The organism is Bacillus sp. A015 (assembly GCF_053851875.1).
The window spans coordinates 15,723-36,496 of sequence record NZ_JBSPZB010000003.1; the positions used below are offsets into that span (position 1 = coordinate 15,723).

General features: G+C 42.3%; 22 protein-coding genes. 20 read left to right on the forward strand and 2 right to left on the reverse strand.

Features of this window, described 5'->3' with window-relative positions:
• Positions 1-148 precede the first annotated feature (148 nt).
• Positions 149-1,756, forward strand: coding sequence for a CTP synthase (locus tag ACSLGF_RS03345; protein ID WP_456002569.1), 1,608 nt, complete (start codon positions 149-151; stop codon positions 1,754-1,756).
• A gap of 41 nt (positions 1,757-1,797) precedes the next feature.
• Here ACSLGF_RS03345 and ACSLGF_RS03350 read toward each other — a convergent pair whose 3' ends face one another.
• Entirely contained in the window at positions 1,798-2,328 is a 531-nt protein-coding gene (locus tag ACSLGF_RS03350) for a DUF2529 domain-containing protein (protein WP_456002572.1), read from the reverse strand.
• 180 nt (positions 2,329-2,508) lie between these two features.
• On the opposite strand from ACSLGF_RS03350, the gene ACSLGF_RS03355 reads away from it, so the two are divergent.
• The 10 genes from ACSLGF_RS03355 (at position 2,509) to ACSLGF_RS03400 (ending at position 12,902) form a co-directional block, all read left to right on the forward strand.
• Positions 2,509-2,883 carry a response regulator gene (locus tag ACSLGF_RS03355; RefSeq protein ID WP_003214681.1) on the forward strand — a complete coding sequence of 125 codons (375 nt, stop codon included), beginning with the start codon at positions 2,509-2,511 and terminating at the stop codon, positions 2,881-2,883.
• 178 nt (positions 2,884-3,061) lie between these two features.
• Positions 3,062-3,919, forward strand: a complete 858-nt coding sequence (locus tag ACSLGF_RS03360) for a class II fructose-bisphosphate aldolase (RefSeq protein ID WP_034660304.1) — start codon at positions 3,062-3,064, stop codon at positions 3,917-3,919.
• A gap of 111 nt (positions 3,920-4,030) precedes the next feature.
• The gene (gene fsa, locus ACSLGF_RS03365; protein WP_456002575.1) at positions 4,031-4,669 is read left to right on the forward strand and encodes a fructose-6-phosphate aldolase; all 639 of its coding nucleotides are present in this window, start codon (positions 4,031-4,033) and stop codon (positions 4,667-4,669) included.
• A 247-nt stretch (positions 4,670-4,916) separates the two neighbouring features.
• Positions 4,917-6,206, forward strand: coding sequence for a UDP-N-acetylglucosamine 1-carboxyvinyltransferase (locus ACSLGF_RS03370; RefSeq protein ID WP_099726518.1), 1,290 nt, complete (start codon positions 4,917-4,919; stop codon positions 6,204-6,206).
• Between the two features lie 32 nt (positions 6,207-6,238).
• Positions 6,239-7,204, forward strand: a complete 966-nt coding sequence (gene glpX / locus ACSLGF_RS03375) for a class II fructose-bisphosphatase (protein WP_456002578.1) — start codon at positions 6,239-6,241, stop codon at positions 7,202-7,204.
• A 367-nt stretch (positions 7,205-7,571) separates the two neighbouring features.
• The gene (rho, locus tag ACSLGF_RS03380) at positions 7,572-8,855 is read left to right on the forward strand and encodes a transcription termination factor Rho (protein ID WP_008354975.1); all 1,284 of its coding nucleotides are present in this window, start codon (positions 7,572-7,574) and stop codon (positions 8,853-8,855) included.
• Between the two features lie 130 nt (positions 8,856-8,985).
• On the forward strand, positions 8,986-9,186 hold the full coding sequence (rpmE, locus tag ACSLGF_RS03385) for a 50S ribosomal protein L31 (protein WP_003215407.1): 201 nt from the start codon (positions 8,986-8,988) through the stop codon (positions 9,184-9,186).
• An 87-nt stretch (positions 9,187-9,273) separates the two neighbouring features.
• On the forward strand, positions 9,274-9,876 hold the full coding sequence (locus ACSLGF_RS03390) for a thymidine kinase (protein ID WP_099726516.1): 603 nt from the start codon (positions 9,274-9,276) through the stop codon (positions 9,874-9,876).
• A 279-nt stretch (positions 9,877-10,155) separates the two neighbouring features.
• Entirely contained in the window at positions 10,156-11,856 is a 1,701-nt protein-coding gene (malS, locus tag ACSLGF_RS03395; RefSeq protein ID WP_456002581.1) for an oxaloacetate-decarboxylating malate dehydrogenase, read from the forward strand.
• A gap of 89 nt (positions 11,857-11,945) precedes the next feature.
• Positions 11,946-12,902, forward strand: coding sequence for an AEC family transporter (locus ACSLGF_RS03400; protein WP_456002584.1), 957 nt, complete (start codon positions 11,946-11,948; stop codon positions 12,900-12,902).
• Positions 12,903-13,103: 201 nt separating this feature from the next.
• Here ACSLGF_RS03400 and racA read toward each other — a convergent pair whose 3' ends face one another.
• Positions 13,104-13,652 carry a chromosome-anchoring protein RacA gene (racA, locus tag ACSLGF_RS03405; RefSeq protein WP_456002587.1) on the reverse strand — a complete coding sequence of 183 codons (549 nt, stop codon included), beginning with the start codon at positions 13,650-13,652 and terminating at the stop codon, positions 13,104-13,106.
• A gap of 210 nt (positions 13,653-13,862) precedes the next feature.
• Between racA and prfA the strand changes: the two genes are divergently transcribed.
• From prfA to rpiB, 9 genes are all read left to right on the forward strand, one after another.
• Positions 13,863-14,930 carry a peptide chain release factor 1 gene (prfA, locus tag ACSLGF_RS03410; RefSeq protein WP_034660298.1) on the forward strand — a complete coding sequence of 356 codons (1,068 nt, stop codon included), beginning with the start codon at positions 13,863-13,865 and terminating at the stop codon, positions 14,928-14,930.
• On the forward strand, positions 14,920-15,804 hold the full coding sequence (prmC, locus tag ACSLGF_RS03415; protein ID WP_456002590.1) for a peptide chain release factor N(5)-glutamine methyltransferase: 885 nt from the start codon (positions 14,920-14,922) through the stop codon (positions 15,802-15,804). The genes prfA and prmC overlap by 11 nt, the downstream gene beginning before the upstream one ends.
• A gap of 142 nt (positions 15,805-15,946) precedes the next feature.
• Positions 15,947-16,450 carry a hypothetical protein gene (locus ACSLGF_RS03420; RefSeq protein WP_456002902.1) on the forward strand — a complete coding sequence of 168 codons (504 nt, stop codon included), beginning with the start codon at positions 15,947-15,949 and terminating at the stop codon, positions 16,448-16,450.
• Between the two features lie 208 nt (positions 16,451-16,658).
• On the forward strand, positions 16,659-17,315 hold the full coding sequence (gene spoIIR, locus ACSLGF_RS03425) for a stage II sporulation protein R (protein ID WP_256499077.1): 657 nt from the start codon (positions 16,659-16,661) through the stop codon (positions 17,313-17,315).
• A gap of 63 nt (positions 17,316-17,378) precedes the next feature.
• Complete coding sequence (locus ACSLGF_RS03430; RefSeq protein ID WP_456002592.1) at positions 17,379-17,822, forward strand: GNAT family N-acetyltransferase; 444 nt, start codon at positions 17,379-17,381, stop codon at positions 17,820-17,822.
• A gap of 161 nt (positions 17,823-17,983) precedes the next feature.
• A complete protein-coding gene (locus ACSLGF_RS03435) occupies positions 17,984-19,036 on the forward strand; it encodes an L-threonylcarbamoyladenylate synthase (protein ID WP_456002594.1) in 1,053 nt (350 codons plus the stop codon).
• A 60-nt stretch (positions 19,037-19,096) separates the two neighbouring features.
• Positions 19,097-19,651: a manganese efflux pump MntP gene (locus ACSLGF_RS03440; protein WP_456002596.1), complete on the forward strand. Its 555-nt coding sequence runs from the start codon at positions 19,097-19,099 to the stop codon at positions 19,649-19,651.
• A gap of 63 nt (positions 19,652-19,714) precedes the next feature.
• Entirely contained in the window at positions 19,715-20,173 is a 459-nt protein-coding gene (locus ACSLGF_RS03445; RefSeq protein ID WP_456002598.1) for a low molecular weight protein arginine phosphatase, read from the forward strand.
• A gap of 141 nt (positions 20,174-20,314) precedes the next feature.
• Positions 20,315-20,764 carry a ribose 5-phosphate isomerase B gene (rpiB, locus tag ACSLGF_RS03450; protein WP_456002600.1) on the forward strand — a complete coding sequence of 150 codons (450 nt, stop codon included), beginning with the start codon at positions 20,315-20,317 and terminating at the stop codon, positions 20,762-20,764.
• Positions 20,765-20,774: the final 10 nt, after the last annotated feature.

Sequence of the window (20,774 nt, forward strand, 5' to 3'; positions counted from 1 at the left end):
GTACGTAAAGATACGTTCATTTACGCTCCCTTTCATTTATTTGAAAGGGAGCTTTCTTATTTTTCAAGAGATTTAGGGATACACTCTAAAAAGGATGAAGCTGTGCATGTCTAGTCATGCAAGGGTAAAAAAGAGAGGAGCATACGAAATGACAAAGTATATTTTTGTAACAGGAGGAGTTGTTTCCTCACTTGGAAAAGGGATCACGGCTGCATCGTTAGGCCGCCTTCTAAAAAACAGAGGGATGGATGTCACCATTCAAAAATTCGATCCATATATAAATGTAGACCCTGGGACAATGAGTCCATACCAGCACGGTGAAGTATTTGTTACAGATGACGGTGCTGAAACAGACCTTGACTTAGGTCACTACGAGCGTTTCATTGATATTAACTTAAATAAGTACAGCAACGTAACAACGGGTAAAATCTACTCTACTGTCTTGAAAAAAGAGCGCCGCGGCGACTATTTAGGCGGTACAGTACAGGTTATTCCCCACATTACAAATGAAATCAAAGACCGTGTATACCGTGCAGGGAAAGAAACTGGTGCGGATGTTGTCATTACAGAAATCGGCGGAACAGTTGGAGATATCGAATCCCTTCCATTCCTTGAAGCGATTCGTCAAATGAAGAGTGACATCGGACGTGAAAATGTCATGTACATTCATTGTACCCTTGTTCCTTACATCCGTGCAGCGGGCGAATTGAAAACAAAACCAACACAGCATAGTGTGAAAGAACTTCGCAGCCTTGGCATTCAGCCAAACGTCATTGTTGTCAGAACAGAAATGCCAATGACACAAGACATGAAGGACAAAATTGCTCTATTCTGTGATATTGATACAAAAGCTGTCATCGAATGTCAGGATGCAGACACCCTTTACTCCATTCCGCTTGATTTACAAAAACAAGGATTAGACAAGCTTGTATGTGAGCACATGAAGCTTGAATGCCAAGATGCGGACATGACTGAGTGGAAGGCTCTTGTCGACAAAGTGCAAAACCTTTCAAAACAAGTAACGATTGGACTTGTAGGGAAATATGTTGAGCTGCAAGATGCATACATTTCTGTTGTTGAATCACTTCGTCATGCTGGCTATGCATTTGATGCTGATGTTCAAATCAAATGGATCAATGCAGAGGAAGTCACAGCAGAGAATATAGCTGATCTCGCTCAAGATGTAGACGGCATGATTGTTCCTGGAGGCTTCGGAGACCGCGGAGTGGAAGGGAAAATCATTGCAACACAATATGCCCGCGAAAACAAAGTACCATTCTTCGGAATTTGCCTAGGAATGCAAGTCGCGTCTATTGAATATGCGAGAAACGTACTAGGCCTTGAGGGAGCTCATTCAGCGGAAATTGATCCAGAAACAGCATTCCCAATCATCGACCTTCTTCCAGAACAGAAGGATGTAGATGATCTAGGCGGAACACTTCGTCTAGGGCTGTACCCTTGTAAATTAAATGAAGACTCGAAAGCATATGCTGCATACAATGACGAAGTGGTCTACGAACGCCACCGTCATCGTTATGAGTTTAATAACGAATACAGACAGAAAATGGAAGCAGCAGGATTTGTATTCTCTGGTACAAGCCCAGACGGACGCCTTGTTGAAATTATTGAGCTGAAGGATCACCCTTGGTTCCTTGCTTCTCAGTTCCACCCAGAATTCATTTCAAGACCGACAAGACCACAGCCATTATTTAGAGATTTCGTTGGTGCTTCACTGCAAGCATCTGAATCAAAATAAAACAAAAAACTGCCGAGAATATCATCTTCTCGGCAGTTTTTTTATTCATATTCCTCAACGATTTCTTTCACAGTAAACGATAAAGCATGGTAGACATATAAGCAGGTCATTAAAGCAGGATAGCCGAACCTTTTTCCATCCTCGGCAGGCACAAGTGGTTTCTTGAGCTGGAAATCAATGTGGACTTCGCAATGCTCTTCAATTATTGACGTCTCCTTTTGTGCTGGCCCAACTCCAACAATGGGCGTACCTTGCGTGTGCAGTTCTTTTACAAGGGATTGAATCTCCTGATCTTCTGGATCTGAATAAAAAAGCAGAGCCCTGTCACTTGGATGAAGTAAGCTGCGCTCCTTTTGATCCAGCGGCAGTACTTTTGCACCGGGAAATGGCTCCTTGCTTTCGGATGCCTCTAGGGCTACAGCAGCCAGCTCATTCCTTCCGTGGAAATAAACAGCATGTCCACTGACGACGGCTTGAGCAAGAAGGCGTGCACCGTCCTCAATCGCTTCTGCCTGCTTTTCTCCAATACGTGAAAAAATACCTGATAACTGGGTGGTGAAAATTTTTAACAAGACTCATTTCCTCCTTCGGTCAGATCATTTTATAATAGAATATAAAGAGAATATTAGGAAAAATGCTCAGAAAATGTCGTAAAGTAAACTATTATAAATAAAGGAAATGTGAAAATCAAACAGAATTATTTAACAACTGCTCTTTTTATGGCGAAAAATGAAAGCAATGGGGTGTAACAGATGAATGAGAAAATTTTAATTGTCGATGATCAGTACGGTATTAGAATATTATTGAATGAAGTGTTTCATAAAGAAGGCTATCAAACCTTCCAAGCAGCTAATGGTCTACAAGCGTTAGATATTGTGAAAAACCATAGACCGAACCTTGTTCTGCTTGATATGAAGATTCCTGGAATGGATGGGATTGAGATTTTAAAACGGATGAAATTAATTGATGAAGACATCCGCGTGATCATTATGACAGCTTATGGTGAATTAGATATGATTCAAGAATCCAAAGAACTCGGTGCATTGACGCACTTCGCTAAACCATTTGATATTGATGAAATCCGAGATGCAGTCAAAGAATACTTGCCTCTTGAAACAAATGGCTAGCTGGAAATGATTGAATCGAGTCATTCTGTTGCCGATTTGTCGAATAATTGGTATTCTAGATAAGAAGAAGAAAGCGATCTGACTTTGAAAGTTTACATATGGCGAGAAATTCTGGTCATGCTAGGGTGGAGAGCTTTTTTTAGTAAGCAAATTAGCTACATAGGGAGGATTTTTCATCATGCCTTTAGTTTCAATGACAGAAATGTTGAAAGACGCAAAGGAAAAAGGTTACGCTGTTGGACAGTTTAACTTAAATAACTTAGAATTCACGCAAGCGATTTTACAAGCTGCTGAAGAAGAGAAATCTCCAGTTATTTTAGGAGTATCTGAAGGAGCAGGACGCTACATGGGCGGCTTCAAAACAGTTGTCGCAATGGTTAAAGCGTTAATCGAAGAATATAATGTAACAGTTCCTGTTGCGATTCATTTAGATCACGGTTCAAGCTTTGAATCTTGTGCAAAAGCAATCCATGCAGGATTTACTTCTGTCATGATCGACGCTTCTCACCACCCATTCGATGAGAACGTAGCAACAACTGCGAAAGTAGTTGAGCTTGCACATTTCCACGGTGTATCTGTAGAAGCTGAGCTTGGAACTGTTGGTGGACAAGAAGACGACGTCATCGCTGAGGGCGTTATTTATGCTGATCCAAAAGAATGCCAAGAGCTTGTAGAACGTACTGGTATTGACTGCCTTGCACCTGCACTAGGTTCAGTTCATGGTCCATACAAAGGTGAACCAAACCTTGGTTTCGCTGAAATGGAAGAAATTGGTAAAATGACAGGTCTTCCACTTGTTCTTCACGGCGGAACAGGTATCCCAACTGCTGACATCAAGCGTTCAATTTCACTTGGTACAGCAAAAATCAATGTAAACACTGAAAACCAAATTGCTTCTGCGAAAGCAGTACGCGAAACACTTGCTGCAAAAACAGAAGAGTATGATCCACGTAAATATCTTGGACCAGCTCGTGACGCAATTAAAGCGACTGTTATCGGCAAAATGCGCGAATTTGGTTCTTCTAACCAAGCATAATTTGATGAGAACCGAAAGCCGCCTGAGTCACAGGCGGTTTTCTCCATATCTTGAGAAAGCGCAATCAAATTTACATTTCAGACAATTTTTTGATGGGAGAGTGGCACAGTTATGTTATTTTTCGTAGATACAGCGAATATTGCAGACATCAAAGAGGCGCACGAGCTTGGCATTTTAGCAGGCGTCACAACAAACCCTAGTTTAGTAGCGAAAGAAAAGGACGTATCATTCCACGATCGCCTTCGTGAAATCACTGACGTCGTATCAGGTTCTGTCAGTGCGGAAGTCATTTCCTTAAAAGCAGAGGAAATGATTGAAGAAGGAAAAGAGCTTGCTGCCATTGCACCAAATATCACTGTCAAAGTTCCAATGACAACGGACGGCCTTAAAGCTGTCAAAGCGTTAACAGACCTTGGTATTAAAACAAATGTCACATTGATTTTTAATGCAAATCAGGCACTGCTTGCAGCTAGAGCTGGTGCGACGTATGTTTCTCCATTCCTCGGTCGTTTAGATGACATTGGCCACAATGGTCTTGATCTCATTAGCGAAGTGAAAACCATTTTTGATGTTCATGGATTAGATACACAAATCATTGCTGCATCCATTCGTCACCCGCAGCATGTGACAGAAGCTGCCATTAGAGGTGCTCATATCGGCACAATGCCGCTGAAAGTCATCAAGCAGCTGACAAAACACCCATTAACGGATGCAGGCATTGAGCAATTTTTAGCAGATTGGAATAAATAAGTGATTGTGGCAGGCGGGAGCGTATTCCGTTTGCCGCAGTTTTCCTTAAGAACGCTAAGAAATGTTTTGTGCAAAGAAGAGAACATCACAGCCTCGCAAAGCTTCGATTATTTTTCTTCCGACAAATTTCGTTTAACCTGTATTCTTTCTCTTGATATTGGCTAAATTTTGGACAAGACCTTTTAAAGCGCGACATCCACAAACAGTATAACTCCAACAGTGATCTTCTTTAAGAAGGGAGATAAATATGGAAAAGTTAAACATTGCCGGCGGTGACCCCTTACGCGGGACCGTACATATTAGTGGTGCGAAAAATAGTGCTGTGGCACTGATTCCTGCCACGATTCTCGCAGATTCTCCAGTAACCATTGAGGGCCTACCGCATATTTCAGATATAGACACATTACGAGATCTGTTAGAAGAAATTGGCGGGAAGGTAACATTTGAAAAAGGTGAAATGGTTGTCAATCCTAAAGCAATGATCAGCATGCCGCTTCCTAATGGGAAAGTGAAGAAGCTGCGTGCGTCCTATTATTTAATGGGAGCCATGCTAGGCAGGTTCAAGCAGGCTGTCATCGGTTTGCCAGGAGGATGTCACTTAGGACCTAGACCGATCGATCAGCATATCAAAGGCTTTGAAGCACTTGGAGCCGAGGTGACAAACGAGCAGGGTGCCATTTATTTGCGTGCTGAAAAATTAGTCGGAGCCCGTATTTATCTTGATGTTGTCAGTGTGGGTGCGACCATCAATATCATGCTGGCAGCTGTACTGGCTGAAGGAAAAACGGTGATTGAAAATGCCGCAAAAGAGCCCGAAATTATTGATGTAGCGACACTGCTTGCAAGCATGGGAGCCAAAATCAAAGGTGCGGGTACTGATGTGATTCGAATCGAAGGTGTAGAATCTCTTCATGGCTGTAAGCACTCCATCATCCCTGACCGCATAGAAGCAGGTACGTTTTTAATTGCTGGTGCAGCGATGGGAGATGAAGTTGTACTTGATAATGTGATCCCAACTCATTTAGAATCAATTACGGCGAAACTTAGAGAAATGGGGTTCACCATTGAAACGAGCAACGATCAGATGCTGATCGTTGGCAGAAACGAAGGACTCAAGCCTGTCGATATCAAAACCCTTGTGTATCCGGGCTTTCCGACTGATCTTCAGCAGCCGATGACGGCCTTGTTAACAAAAGCGAAAGGCACGAGTGTGGTCACAGATACGATCTACTCTGCCCGCTTTAAGCACATTGACGAATTGCGTCGAATGGGTGCAAACATGAAGGTGGAAGGAAGGTCTGCTATTATTACCGGACAAACGCAGCTTCAAGGAGCAAAGGTAAAAGCAAGTGATCTGCGTGCAGGTGCCTGTCTCGTTGTCGCAGGGTTAATGGCAGACGGTGTGACCGAAATCACAGGGCTTGAACATATAGACAGAGGATATAGTTTGCTTGAGGAGAAGCTTGAAGGCTTGGGTGCAACCATCTGGCGTGAAAAGCTGAATGACCAAGAAATAGAAGAACTTCAAAATTCATAAGGCTTTGACTGTGAGAGGAGATTTGGACAAAAATGGAAAGAAGTTTATCGATGGAACTAGTACGGGTGACAGAAGCAGCCGCTTTAAAATCTGCCCGTTGGATGGGAAGAGGAAAGAAAGACGAAGCGGATGATGCTGCAACAAGTGCAATGCGTGATGTATTTGACACCATTCCGATGAAGGGAACAGTCGTCATCGGCGAGGGAGAAATGGACGAAGCACCAATGCTTTATATTGGGGAAAAGCTTGGCAACGGATATGGACCTCGCGTGGATGTCGCTGTTGATCCATTAGAAGGAACAAATATTGTGGCAAGCGGCGGCTGGAATGCCTTAGCTGTCATTGCGGTTGCAGATCATGGCAACTTGCTGAATGCACCTGATATGTACATGGATAAGATCGCAGTAGGTCCAGAAGCGGTAGGGTGCATCGACATTGAAGCGCCTGTCATTGATAATCTTCGTGCTGTTGCAAAAGCAAAAAATAAAGATATTGAAGATGTTGTTGCGACAATTTTAAACAGAGGTCGACATGAGAAAATTATTGCTGAGCTGAGAGAAGCAGGAGCAAGAATTAAACTAATCGATGATGGTGACGTTGCAGGAGCCATTAATACAGCATTTGATCACACAGGTGTTGATATTCTATTTGGTTCAGGTGGAGCGCCTGAGGGTGTCCTTTCTGCTGTTGCGTTAAAGGCACTTGGTGGTGAAATCCATGGTAAGCTTCTTCCTCAAAGTGAAGAAGAGCTGAGACGCTGTGAGAAAATGGGGCTGGATGTTGGGAAAGTCCTAAGAATGGAAGACCTCGTAAAAGGAGACGACGCCATTTTTGCAGCGACAGGTGTAACGGACGGCGAGTTATTAAAAGGTGTTCAATTTAAAGGCTCTGTTGGAACAACACAAAGTGTTGTCATGCGTGCGAAATCGGGTACTGTTCGATTCGTTGATGGCAGACACAGCTTAAAGAAAAAACCGAATCTTTTCATTCGTCCGTAATCAGAAAGCGGGTATTCATTACCCGCTTTTCATATAGGTTTCAAATGTATATCATTTTCTTTTTAAAGTTGAATATTCTCTGCAAATGAGGTAAAACTAAAGAGTGCTGCGAAATTTCCTGCGAATTTACTTCTTTTAAGCTTCAACAAGTTTAAATACTGCCGCATCATGACGATATACTCTTTATCCTTCTCTATGTTGACAAAGCTCTATTCCACATTGTTTCTATCTATCACGGTAAAACGAGTGGGAGCGTTACCATTAGAGCGAGGTCATTCCAACAATAAAAGGAATTAAAAAGCTAATCAAATACAATAGTCATGCATTTGTAATGAAATACATTGACTAGAAAAGTGTGGTGTCCATATTGAAAGATGTTTCGATCTCATCTTTGGAAAATATGAAATTAAAAGAGCTGTATGAGTTAGCAAAACGCTACAAAATCTCTTATTACAGCAAACTAACAAAAAAAGAATTAATCTTTGCCATTCTAAAGGCAAATGCTGAGCAAGAGGATCTCTTATTTATGGAAGGGGTTCTTGAAATTATTCAGTCTGAGGGATTTGGTTTCTTAAGACCGATTAACTACTCCCCAAGTTCTGAAGATATTTATATTTCTGCTTCACAAATCAGACGCTTTGATTTACGAAATGGAGATAAAGTGTCTGGAAAGGTACGACCTCCAAAAGAGAATGAACGCTACTATGGCCTCCTTCATGTAGAAGCGGTAAATGGGGACGACCCAGAATCAGCAAAGGAACGTGTTCACTTTCCTGCACTCACACCGCTATTTCCTGATCGCCAAATGATTCTTGAAACACAGCCTAATCACCTGTCTACTAGAATTATGGATATGATGGCGCCAGTTGGGTTTGGACAGCGTGGATTAATCGTTGCGCCGCCTAAGGCAGGGAAAACCATTCTGCTCAAAGAAATTGCCAACAGCATTTCTGAAAATCATCCAGAGGCAGAATTGATTGTCCTTCTTATTGACGAGCGTCCGGAGGAAGTAACAGATATCGAACGTTCTGTTGCAGGGGATGTTGTTAGTTCAACCTTTGACGAAGTACCGGAAAACCACATTAAAGTAGCAGAGCTTGTATTAGAGCGTGCCATGCGTCTTGTTGAACATAAAAAAGATGTCATCATCTTAATGGACAGCATCACAAGGCTTGCTCGTGCATACAACCTTGTCATCCCGCCAAGTGGCCGAACGCTTTCTGGGGGGATTGATCCAGCGGCTTTCCATCGCCCGAAACGTTTCTTTGGTGCTGCGCGTAACATCGAAGAAGGCGGAAGCTTGACGATTTTAGCTACTGCCCTTGTTGATACTGGATCACGTATGGATGATGTGATCTATGAGGAGTTTAAAGGAACTGGAAACATGGAGCTTCATTTGGACCGTTCTCTTGCAGAGAGAAGAATCTTCCCAGCGATCGACATTCGTCGTTCGGGTACGAGAAAAGAAGAACTGCTTGTGCCAAAAGAGCATCTTGATCGTCTATGGGCAATGAGAAAATCGATGTCAGATACACCTGACTTCGCTGAGAAGTTCATGCGCAAAATGAGAAAAACAAAGACAAACCAAGAATTTTTCGATATTTTAACGCAAGAATGGAAACAAGCAAATATGTCTGCATCAAGAAGATAACTTCCTGAAAAAATACATTTGCAATCATAGACTCTCACTGTTATAATTTTATCATGTGCGTTTCAGAATTTATTCTGAGATATTAACTCTGTTTCCGAATTGGATTCAGGGCGGAAGGAGATGACAGTAGATGAAAACAGGAATTCATCCTAACTACAAAAAAGCTACAGTCAAATGCGCTTGTGGAAATGAGTTTGAAACTGGATCAGTAAAAGAAGAGGTTCGCATCGAGATTTGCTCTGAGTGCCATCCTTTCTATACAGGCCGTCAAAAATTCGCTTCTGCTGATGGACGTGTTGACCGCTTTAACAAAAAATACGGTCTTAAGTAATAATAGATACAATAAACAGGCAGGAATCCGTTCTTGCCTGTTTTTTTACGTGGATTGATGGAACTTTAAAACGGGGGAGAAGACCTTATGTATGTGATGAAACAAAGCGGTTGGCTTGAAGTCATCTGCGGTAGTATGTTTTCTGGAAAGTCGGAAGAATTGATTCGGAGAGTCAAAAGAGCCACCTTTGCCAAACAAGAAGTAAAAATATTCAAACCAGCGATCGATAACCGATATAGTACAAGCTCAGTTGTGTCACATAACGGTTCATCAGTAGATGGGATTGCAGTAGCCTCACCAAAAGACATAATAACGCACATATCAGAAAGAACCGATGTCATTGGCATTGATGAGGTGCAATTTTTTGATGAGACAATCATTGATATTGTCACTCAATTGGCTGATAAAGGCTACCGAGTCATTGTTGCAGGCCTGGATCAGGACTTCAGAGGAGAGCCATTTGGTGTTGTTCCGCATTTAATGGCATGTGCAGAGCTTGTAACAAAACTTCAAGCAGTTTGTTCGGTATGCGGCTCCCCAGCGAGTAGAACACAACGCTTGATCGACGGTAAACCCGCATCCTATGATGATCCCATTATTTTAGTAGGTGCGCAGGAATCATACGAAGCACGATGCAGACATCACCATGAAGTACCAAGACTTGACGTTGGTACAACACTTGACAATTAAAAAAATAGCAAATGCCGCTGTGTTTTGTTTTTTGAGATTTTGGATGAACACCCATCATTTGTACTTAAATAAATTAAATAACACTACGAAAAAATTATCTAATTTTCAACGCTTGCGTTTTAGCATAAGCAGGCATAAAATGACTAACTGTAGTGTAAAGCATTTCAACGAAAAGTTCGATTTCTTGTCATAATTTTTTTGATTAAGGATTTTTCTCCTTAATCATTCTTTTGATTAATAGTTAACTTTATTTATATTTTAGAAAGAGGGTAGTTTTTGATGAACAACGTGAAGAAAACAAAAGAAGGGTACCTCGAAACCACTTTAACAGGTAGAGATGTATTATCGATTCCAACGTTGAACAAAGGCGTTGCTTTTTCTGAAGAAGAAAGACAAGAGCTTGGACTAGAAGGATTACTTCCTCCAACTGTTCTGACTTTAGAACAGCAAGCGGAGAGAGCGTACAAGCAATTTCTAGCTCAGCCAGATCGTCTTCGTCAAAACGTATACTTAAGTGATTTGCAAAACCGTAATGAAGTATTGTTCTACAAGCTTCTAACAGACAAGCTTCGTGAAATGCTTCCTGTTGTTTACACACCAACTGTTGGTGAAGCGATTCAAGAATACAGCCATGAATACAGAAGACCTCATGGTGTCTATCTTTCAATCGACAACATTGACGGCATTGAGAAAGCATTTGAAAACTTACATGCAACAGCTGGCGATATTGACCTAATCGTTGCAACTGACTCTGAGAGTATTCTTGGAATTGGTGACTGGGGTGTTGGTGGTATCAACATCGCAATCGGTAAATTAGCTGTTTACACTGCAGCAGCAGGTATTGATCCGAGCCGCGTGATTCCAGTTGTATTAGATGTTGGAACAAACAATGAAAAATTATTGAATGATCCATTATACATCGGTAACCACCACAAACGTGTACAAGGTGAAAAATACGAAGAATTCATTGATGCTTATGTAAAAGCAGCACTTAAATTCTTCCCGAAAGCATTGCTTCACTGGGAAGACCTTGGAAACAAAAATGCGCGTAACATCATGAAAAAATACAACGACAACATCTTAACATTCAATGATGATATTCAAGGTACTGGTGCCATTACTTTAGCGGGAGTACTTGCCGCTGTCAAGAAAACTGGTACTCAATTGAAAGATCACCGTGTTGTGATTTTTGGAGCTGGTTCAGCTGGTATCGGAATCGCAGATCAAGTGCGTGACACAATGGTACTTGAAGGTCTGACTGAAGAAGAAGCAAACAATGCCTTCTGGACATTAGACTACAGAGGATTGCTAACAGATCAATTTGAAGATGAAGTGCTTGATTTCCAAAAACCGTATCTTCGTTCATCTGACGAAGTTGAGGGCTGGGCTCGTGATGAAAAAGGACAAATTTCATTTGCAGAAACCGTTCGCAAAGTGAAGCCAACGATCCTAATCGGTACATCAGGTCAAGGCGGCGCATTCACTGAAGAAATCATTAAAGAAATGGCAGCTCATACAGAACGTCCAGTGATCATGCCAATGTCTAACCCAACACCACTTGCTGAGGCAGTGCCAGAGGATCTATTTAAATGGACAGACGGCCGTGTACTTGTTGCAACAGGAAGCCCATTCGAAAATGTTGAGTATAATGGCATCGAACATGAAATCGGACAATCAAATAATGCGTTCGTTTTCCCAGGACTTGGTCTTGGTTCTATCGTAACGGAATCAAAAATCATCACAAAAGGAATGTTCGTCGCTTCTGCGAATGCGATTGCTGAAATGGTTGATCACGAAAAACCAGGTGCTGGCCTACTTCCAAGCATTGATAAATTGCAAGAAGTGTCAATCCATGTGGCAATTGAAGTAGCGAAAGCAGCGATTGAAGATGGAGTCGCAAGAAAAACGCCTGACAACATCGAACAAGCTGTGAAAGACGCAATGTGGACTCCTGAATATAAAAAAATTGTAAGAGCATAATAAAATATGTCATGCGGCGTTGTTTAGGGTAATCTAAACAATGCCGCAATAAATTGAAACATGTAAAGGATTTAAGGAGGAAGAGTAAGATGGACTTTTTAAATATTTTGATCCTCCTAGCACCGATTTTTTTCGTTATCGCGCTGGGTTGGTTCGCAGGGAACTTCGGCAGCTATGACGCTAAATCTGCAAAAGGTGTAAGCACACTTGTTACAAAGTATGCTTTGCCAGCGCACTTTATCGCCAGCATTCTGTCAACACCAAAAGATAAATTCTATAGTCAAATTCCGTTCTTCGTTGCATTGATTTTAGGAATCGTTGGTTTTTATATCATTATCCTTCTTGTGACGAAATTTGCTTTTAAATATGATTTAACAGATTCATCTATCTTTTCGTTAAACTCAGCTCAACCGACCTTTGCATTTATGGGGATTCCGGTCTTAGGCAGTTTATTTGGGGCCCAAGAAGTTGCAATTCCGATTGCAATTACCGGAATAGTTGTAAATGCATTGCTTGATCCAATTGCGATTATTGTGTCAACTGTCGGTGAAAAAACAAAAGGAAAAGCCAAAGACGGCGAAAGCTTCTTGAAAATGACAACAAAAGCCATTTTGCACGGTTTATCAGAGCCGCTTGCACTTGCACCGCTAGCGAGTATCGTTCTTGTTCTTTTAGGATTTAAACTTCCTGAAATCGGACACGAAATGTTAGAGGAAATTGGAAGTGTTACATCAGGGGTTGCGCTATTTGCAGTCGGTGTCACTGTTGGTATCCGTAAGATTAAATTCAGCCTACCGGCATTCAGTATCGCATTGCTAAAAGTAGCTGTACAACCATTACTTATGTATTTTATCGCCATTCTTATGGGTCTTTCAGCAGATGAAATTACAAAAGCTGTATTGCTTGTTGCCTTCCCAGGTTCAGCCGTTGCAGCGATGATCGCAACACGATTTGAAAAACAAGAAGCGGAGACTGCATCCGCATTTGTCATCAGTGCAATCATGTCATTAATTACATTACCGATCATTATTGCACTTACCGTATAATAATAGTAGAAAGGCTGCCTAACGAGGCAGCCTCAGCGTGTAGACAAACCCTCGCATTCTTTGTCAGGTCTGCGCTTCGGTGCTCGTCCTTCCTAGACTTCAAAGGTTTTCTATCACGCTGAAAAGAAGACAAAGGGCTAAAATAAACATCATTTTAGCCCTTTGTCAGCAATCTAAGGCTGCCTAACGAGGCAGCCTTTCTTAGCGAAATGAATGAAACAGAGGGAAAAGCATACGCTTCTTTTTGATCTTAGGGCGCTTGATTTCCTTGTCTTCTTCTACTTGAGACGGTTGTTTGAGTGTGGCTGCGAGGCGTTCAAATTTAGTGGTTAAATCTTCAATTTCTCTACGATGCTGGAGCAGCTGATAGGACACACCTTCATCTGCTTTTTTAGCCAGTTTCCGTTCGAGCTCTTGTAAACGCACTTCAACGTCATGGACGTGTGATTGCTGCTGAATGAGCTGCTTCACTTGCTCTTCTAATGCTTCAAACCTTTGTGTAGATTCATCAGTTTCTACAGCAGACGATAACTGACGAACTGTTTCCTCATGGATTGGCAGTCGAATGTCTTGGAGGATCACCCCTTCACTCATTTGGTGTTTGACTTCTTTGAGCAGCTGTACAATATCTTCATGAAATTCATAATGTCCAAGTTCATTCCGGGCGACAGGGATGTTAAGCTGTTTAACCCAACGCTGAATCGTTTTTGAAGAAACACCAATTTCTTTTGCAACCTCATTTGTATTCAAACCAAATGCCCTCCCTTTTTTCAATTATAAGTACCATTCTCTTCAAGGAGGACCTGTTCCTTCACGTTAGACAAAACAAGTAACCAATCGCCAAAGATCGTGCTTTCTAGCGAAAAATCGCAGAAAATCAATTGTTTTGGAAATTTTTTTGACTGTCATACCCCGCTATACTATAATTAGACTGTTACGCACAAAACAGAGGTGAAGACCATGTTAGACCGTTTAAAATCAATCGAAGAACGCTATGAAAAGCTAAATGAATATTTAAGTGATCCTGAAGTGGTGAACGACCCTAAGAAGCTTCGTGAATATTCGAAGGAACAATCTGATATTCAAGAAACTGTTGAGGTATATAGACAATATCGTGCGGCATACGACCAGTTGAGCGAAGCGAAAGCAATGCTGGAAGAAAAGCTGGATGCCGAGATGCGCGACATGGTCAAAGAAGAAATTTCAGAGCTCACAGAGGAAACGGAACGTTTAGAAGACGAGCTGAAAATCTTGCTGATCCCGAAAGATCCGAACGACAACAAAAACGTTATTGTGGAGGTTCGTGGTGCAGCAGGAGGGGAAGAGGCTGCGCTTTTTGCTGGAAATCTTTACCGTATGTATAGCCGTTATGCTGAAATGCAAGGCTGGAAAACGGAAGTCATGGAAGCGAGTGTGACTGGAACTGGCGGTTATAAAGAGATTATCTTTATGATCAGCGGGAAAGGCGCATATTCCAAACTAAAGTTTGAAAACGGCGCACACCGCGTGCAGCGTGTTCCGGAAACAGAATCAGGCGGACGGATTCATACATCAACAGCGACAGTTGCTGTCTTGCCTGAGGCTGAAGAAGTTGAAATTGATATCCATGAAAAAGACATCCGTGTAGATACTTTCACATCAAGCGGACCTGGCGGACAGAGTGTAAACACGACCATGTCTGCTGTTCGATTAACTCACCTTCCAACAGGTGTCGTTGTATCCTGTCAGGATGAGAAGTCGCAAATCAAAAACAAAGAAAAAGCAATGAAAGTGTTACGTGCGAGAATTTATGATAAATTCCAGCGTGAAGCACAAGCTGAATATGATCAAACACGTAAATCTGCTGTTGGAACAGGGGATCGTTCAGAGCGTATCCGTACGTATAATTTCCCGCAAAACCGTGTAACGGACCACCGCATCGGGTTGACGATTCAAAAGCTTGATCAAATTTTAGAAGGAAAACTTGACGAGGTCATTGATGCTTTAATTATGGAAGACCAAGCAAGAAAGCTTCAAAATGCAAAATAATCAACGAACGATCTTTGAAGCCCTTAAATGGGCTTCTTCTTTGTTAACGGAAGCTGGTAGAGACCAAAATGCAGCAGAGCTTCTTTTGATGCATGTACTTAGATGGAGCAGAAGTGAACTTCTTGCGCGTTTTCATGACCCACTGCCAGAAGAGAAAGATCGACTGTTCAGTGAGTTTGTCACACAGCACAAACTTGGAGTGCCTGTGCAGCATTTAACGGGTATTGAATTCTTTTATGGTCGTCCCTTCGAGGTGAACAAACATGTTCTTATTCCTCGTCCTGAAACGGAAGAAGTCGTACTGGCAGCGCTCAATATGGCAGGTGACGTATTCCCGCACGATCAGCCGCTCAAAGCAGTTGATGTTGGCACAGGAAGCGGGGCAATCGCCATTACGTTAGCTCTTGAAAAGGAATCTCTATCTGTCACAGCGACTGATATCTCACGTGATGCACTTGCGGTAGCGAAGCGGAATCAACAAGCGCTTGGTGCAGACGTTCATTTTTTACATGGAGATTTACTTGAACCAGTCATAGATCAAGGCATCAAAGTGGATTTGTTTATTTCCAATCCACCCTATATTGCTGTAGAAGAAATGGACAGTCTATCAGAGGTTGTCACAAAGCATGAGCCAGTCCATGCGCTGACGGATGGACGTGACGGTCTGTGGTTTTACCAGCGGCTCGTTCATGATCTCCACAACGTACTGAGCGAGCAGGCGGTGGTCGTCTTTGAAATTGGACACACGCAAGCACAAGATGTAAAAGCGCTTCTCATGCAGGCATTCCCTGCAGCTGATGTTCGCATCGTTAAGGATATTAACGAGAAGGACCGAGCTGTTTGCGCACACATTCAAAACGGAAAGTCCGGCTGAATAAAGTCGGACTATTTTATTATGTAAAGATGAAACTTATGGTAAAAGAGAAACGTATATATAAAAGAATGAACATTCTGATCATGATTTTTTTACATAAATTTGTTTTGAAGGAGCGAATGGTGTGAACAGAAGGTATGCGATGGTGTTGGTCATCGTTAGTGTACTATTGATTGTGAGTGCTTGCGGTAAACCGAGCTTTAAAAAAGAGGCAGCAGCATTTGGAGAAAGCTATAAAAAAGCACAATACACAGTGAATCGAACGGATGACCTATCTGACATGAAGGAGAAGTTGAAGTTTTATTTAACCGAGCATGAATATCAAGAATATACACAAGACAGCATGTTTCCAAACGTATTAGAAGCAGCCAAGGATCAAGATTGTCAAATTAAGCTGAAAAAAATTACGTTTACGCCTTCAGATGAAAGCGATGACAGAATTGAATTTGACTATGAAATGGTCATTCAATTTATTGATCAAAACGGAAAAGTCAAAAAAGAAATTGAGAAAAAGGGGGCAATGACTGTCATCCAAACAGAATCAGGTTTGAAAATCAGCCGTGATTGGGATGGGAGACTGTACCCCTCTGACTACCAATCCTCACTCCAAAGCCGTTCTGAAATTGAACGGCTTTTCAGCGTGTAGACAAACCCTCGTATTCTTTATCACGTGCCGGTGCTCACGAATCGTTCATTCGCTCCGGAACTCGTCCTTCCTAGACTTCAAGTGCTTTCTATTACGCTGAGCGGAAGTTTGACTCATAATCTATTAAAAAAATCATGTTTGCTGTTTAAGAGATGAGTTTCCTGGACACAATGTTTGTAGCGAAGAGAAAAAGTGGGGGGAACACATCATGTTGAAAAGTAAAATGATGATTTGTCTTTATATGTTTCTATTATTATGCGGTGCTTTTGCAAACCTTGGCCGGGAGGAGACAGCGGCTGCTTCTGCAAACCAGCCTGTTGTGATACCAGATGAAGCGATTCGATTACGGATTTTAGCAAATAGTGATCGTTCGGCGGATCAGGATGTGAAAAGAAGCATTCGAGATGAGGTCAATGCCAATATGACCGAGTGGGTCAAAGACCTGACATCCATTGAAGAAGCAAGACGTGTCATTCGTTCAAAGCTGCCAGAAATCAATCGTATTGCGAAAGCAAAATTGAAAGAACAACACATTGATCAATCCGTATCAGTGAGTTTTCAAAAAGCTTCTTTTCCAACAAAGCTTTATGGAAATTTCGTCTATCCTGCTGGGAAATATGAAGCCATTTTAATTACGCTTGGGGAAGGGGACGGAGCCAATTGGTGGTGTGTGTTATTCCCGCCTCTCTGCTTTATCGACTTTTCAAATGGAGAAGCGATTGCCTCGCCAGAAGGGGATGGTGAAGACCAAGTGGCAGAGCAGCAAACAGGTGAGTCCGTCAATGAAGTGGTGAAAGAAGAGGAGGAAGAGACTGGAGAAGTGAAATTCTTTCTGTTCGAATGGGTCTCTAGTCTTTTCTCTTAAAAAAGGTATAAATCTGTTTTTGCCTCATAGAGTTGAAGTAAGAGATCAAAAAGAGGTGAAAGCATGTATTATCAATTAAGAATAGCCACAGAAGATGATGCTCCAGCTATCAATGCGTTTCTTGAAAAGGGACAAGCGAAAGGTGGAGTAACGATTGCAGAGCGTACGACATTTGTTGTCATGGAAGATGGGGACGGGCAGCTGGCAGGCTGCTTAGGTCTTGAACAGCTTAATGAACAAGAGGGGTTGCTGCGGTCACTTGTCATTTCAGATAAACTTGGTCAGGGGCACATTGTTTCTTTATTCCAAAGTATTCAAACGCTGGGAGAAAAAATAGGTGTGGATACCTTTTATGTCGTAGCAAACCATTCATCCTCACATGACTTTTTAGCATTAATGGGATTCACACCTTTAGAGAGCATTCCGGATAGCGTGTTGGTATCTGCGCATGCAAAAGAGTCATTGGGGAAAGAACAGGCCGTGGTACTGCAAAAAAAGGTCAGTTAATCACAAAACACTGGACTTATACACATACTTATCCACTGTTAAACGAGCGTTATCCACAAATTGTGGACAACGCTTGTTTTATTTAGCATCATCTTTTATACTTTCAAAAGGATAATTGAGACATATCAACAGTTTTATCTTTTTTAAAAGGAGTTTGTATGATGTTAAATACAAAAAGGTGGTCTGTGGATTTAGAAAAGGATTTATCCACATACTATCCACAAATTGAACAGGCAGCCCTGCTGTTGCAGCAAAACGAAGTGGTCGCTTTCCCGACAGAGACCGTTTACGGACTAGGGGCAAATGCGAAAGAGACAGAGGCCGTCATGAAAATTTATGAAGCGAAAGGGCGTCCAAGTGATAATCCGTTGATTGTCCACATTGCGGAAGTTCAGCAGCTTCATGAATTTGCACAAATAGAAAATGAAAAAGCGAAGGCGCTGATGGATGCCTTTTGGCCGGGTGCCTTAACCATTGTTCTTCCATGTAAACCGGGCACTTTATCAAAGCAGGTCACAGCGGGTCTATCCACAGTTGGCGTGAGAATGCCTGATCATCCCATTGCGCTTGAGCTCATCCGAGCAGCTGGTCTGCCAATTGCCGCACCGAGTGCCAATCGCTCAGGGAAACCATCACCGACACTAGCTGACCATGTAGCGAGTGATCTCGATGGAAGAATTGCTGGGATTGTCGATGGTGGTTCTACTGGTATTGGTGTTGAGTCAACGGTTGTATCCTGTGTAGACGAAATTCCAGTGATTTTAAGGCCGGGCGGTATTACAAAAGAAGCATTAGAAGAAGTAGTGGGGACAGTCAGCGTCGATCCAGGCTTAACGAAAAAGGACGAGGCACCAGTATCACCAGGGATGAAATACACACATTATGCACCTGAAGCACATATGTATATCTTTCATGGAAGTGATGAAGAGATGCAGCGTCACATTCAGAAGTATCAGGCTGAGGGTCAAAAAGTCGGTGTACTGACAACAGAAGAAAAGAAATCGTTGTTTACGGCAGATGTTGTTTACAGCTGTGGATGGAGAGAGAAGCCTGAAACTGTTGCCGCAAACCTATATCGTGTGCTGAGACAATTTGATGAGACGGATGTAGACATGATCATTTCAGAAGCCTTTTCAGAGCAGGGTGTTGGTTCTGCTATTATGAACCGTCTGCAAAAAGCGGCAGGAGGGCGTACACTCTCTTCGGTCAAATAGTTCTAACCTTTCTTGGACAAACATAGGTTAAAGGAGAATGCGTGTCCAAGGGGGATTTACATGAACGAACTAGCTGGCGAATTGCTGACACTCAGTATCATGGCTTTTGCGCTTGGGATGGATGCCTTTTCGGTTGGACTTGGGATGGGGATGATTCAGCTGAGGTTCCGCCAGATCATTTATATTGGACTTGTCATTGGGATATTTCATATGTTTATGCCGCTTTTTGGCATGCTGACAGGTCAGCTTTTATCTGGTTGGCTCGGTCTCCTTGCAACCTATATCGGAGGGGCGCTGCTTTTGGTGCTGGGGCTGCAAATGATCATTGCGTCTATCCGAAAAGAGGATAAACCATTTATCGCGCCTGTTGGTACTGGTCTCGTTCTTTTTGCGACAAGTGTGAGCTTAGACAGTTTCTCCGTGGGCTTAAGCCTGGGAATTTACGGTTCTCGGGTGTGGATGACCATTTTATTGTTTGGTTTTTTTAGTATGAAGCTTACGTGGCTCGGATTATTACTCGGTAAACAGGTCCGTTCATGGATTGGTTCATATAGCGGGGCGCTTGGCGGCATCATTTTACTATTCTTTGGAATCAAATTATTATTCCCGCTATAGCCAGTCTCCTTACATAACATGTAGAATGAAATCCTATATAATAGAAGAAAAGGAGGGCGAATGATGAATATCTTATTTGTTTGTACTGGAAATACATGCAGAAGTCCGATGGCTCAAGCCCTTTTTGCTTCAATTGCGGATGAAAAAGGTTTGCAGGCCGCTGTAAAATCAGCGGGCATCTTTGCCTCGAATGAGGGGAAGGCTTCTCCGCAAGCGGTCGAAGCATTATTTGAGAAAAGCATTCCACTCAATCACTCATCGTCAAAGCTGACAGAGGATCTTCTTCACGAAGCCGATTATGTCTTCACCATGACGATTCAGCATAAACAGTTGATTGTGGAGCAATATGGGCATGCAAAAGAGAAGGTTTTCACATTAAAGGAATTTGCGACAGGGACAGAAGGCGATGTATCCGATCCATTTGGAGGAAGTCTTGCTGTTTATCAGGAAACACGTGATGAACTAGAAGCATTGCTTTATCAGCTGGCTGAAAAACTGAAAAAGGATAGAACATCCTCATAAATGGACAACCTGTAAAACCGTTGCGAAAACGGTTTTTCTGCTTTTGTTTGCAAATGACTAGGCAGAGGTTAAAATATAACTATGAATAAAGAATGAATGTAAGACATGACAGATCAACTCACCCTTAGGAGGAATAGCCCGATGAAAGTAGCCATTGCATCCGATCACGGCGGAACGAATATTCGTGAAGAAATCAAGCAACTGATGGATGAATTGAAGATTGAATACATTGATATGGGTTGTGAATGTGGATCAGGATCTGTAGACTACCCAGATTATGCTTTTCCTGTAGCCAATATGGTGGCAAACGGAGAAGTCGATCGTGGTATTTTAATTTGCGGGACAGGCATCGGCATGAGCATCTCAGCAAACAAAGTGAAAGGCATTCGCTGTGCGCTGGCACATGATACATTTAGTGCGAAAGCAACGAGAGAACATAATGATACAAATGTTCTTGCGATGGGAGAACGTGTCATTGGACCGGGACTAGCACGTGAGATCGCACACATTTGGCTGACGACAGAATTTGCTGCAGGACGTCATGCTATGCGGATTGGTAAAATCGCTGATTACGAAGAAAAGCACCTATAAGGAGCGCTTA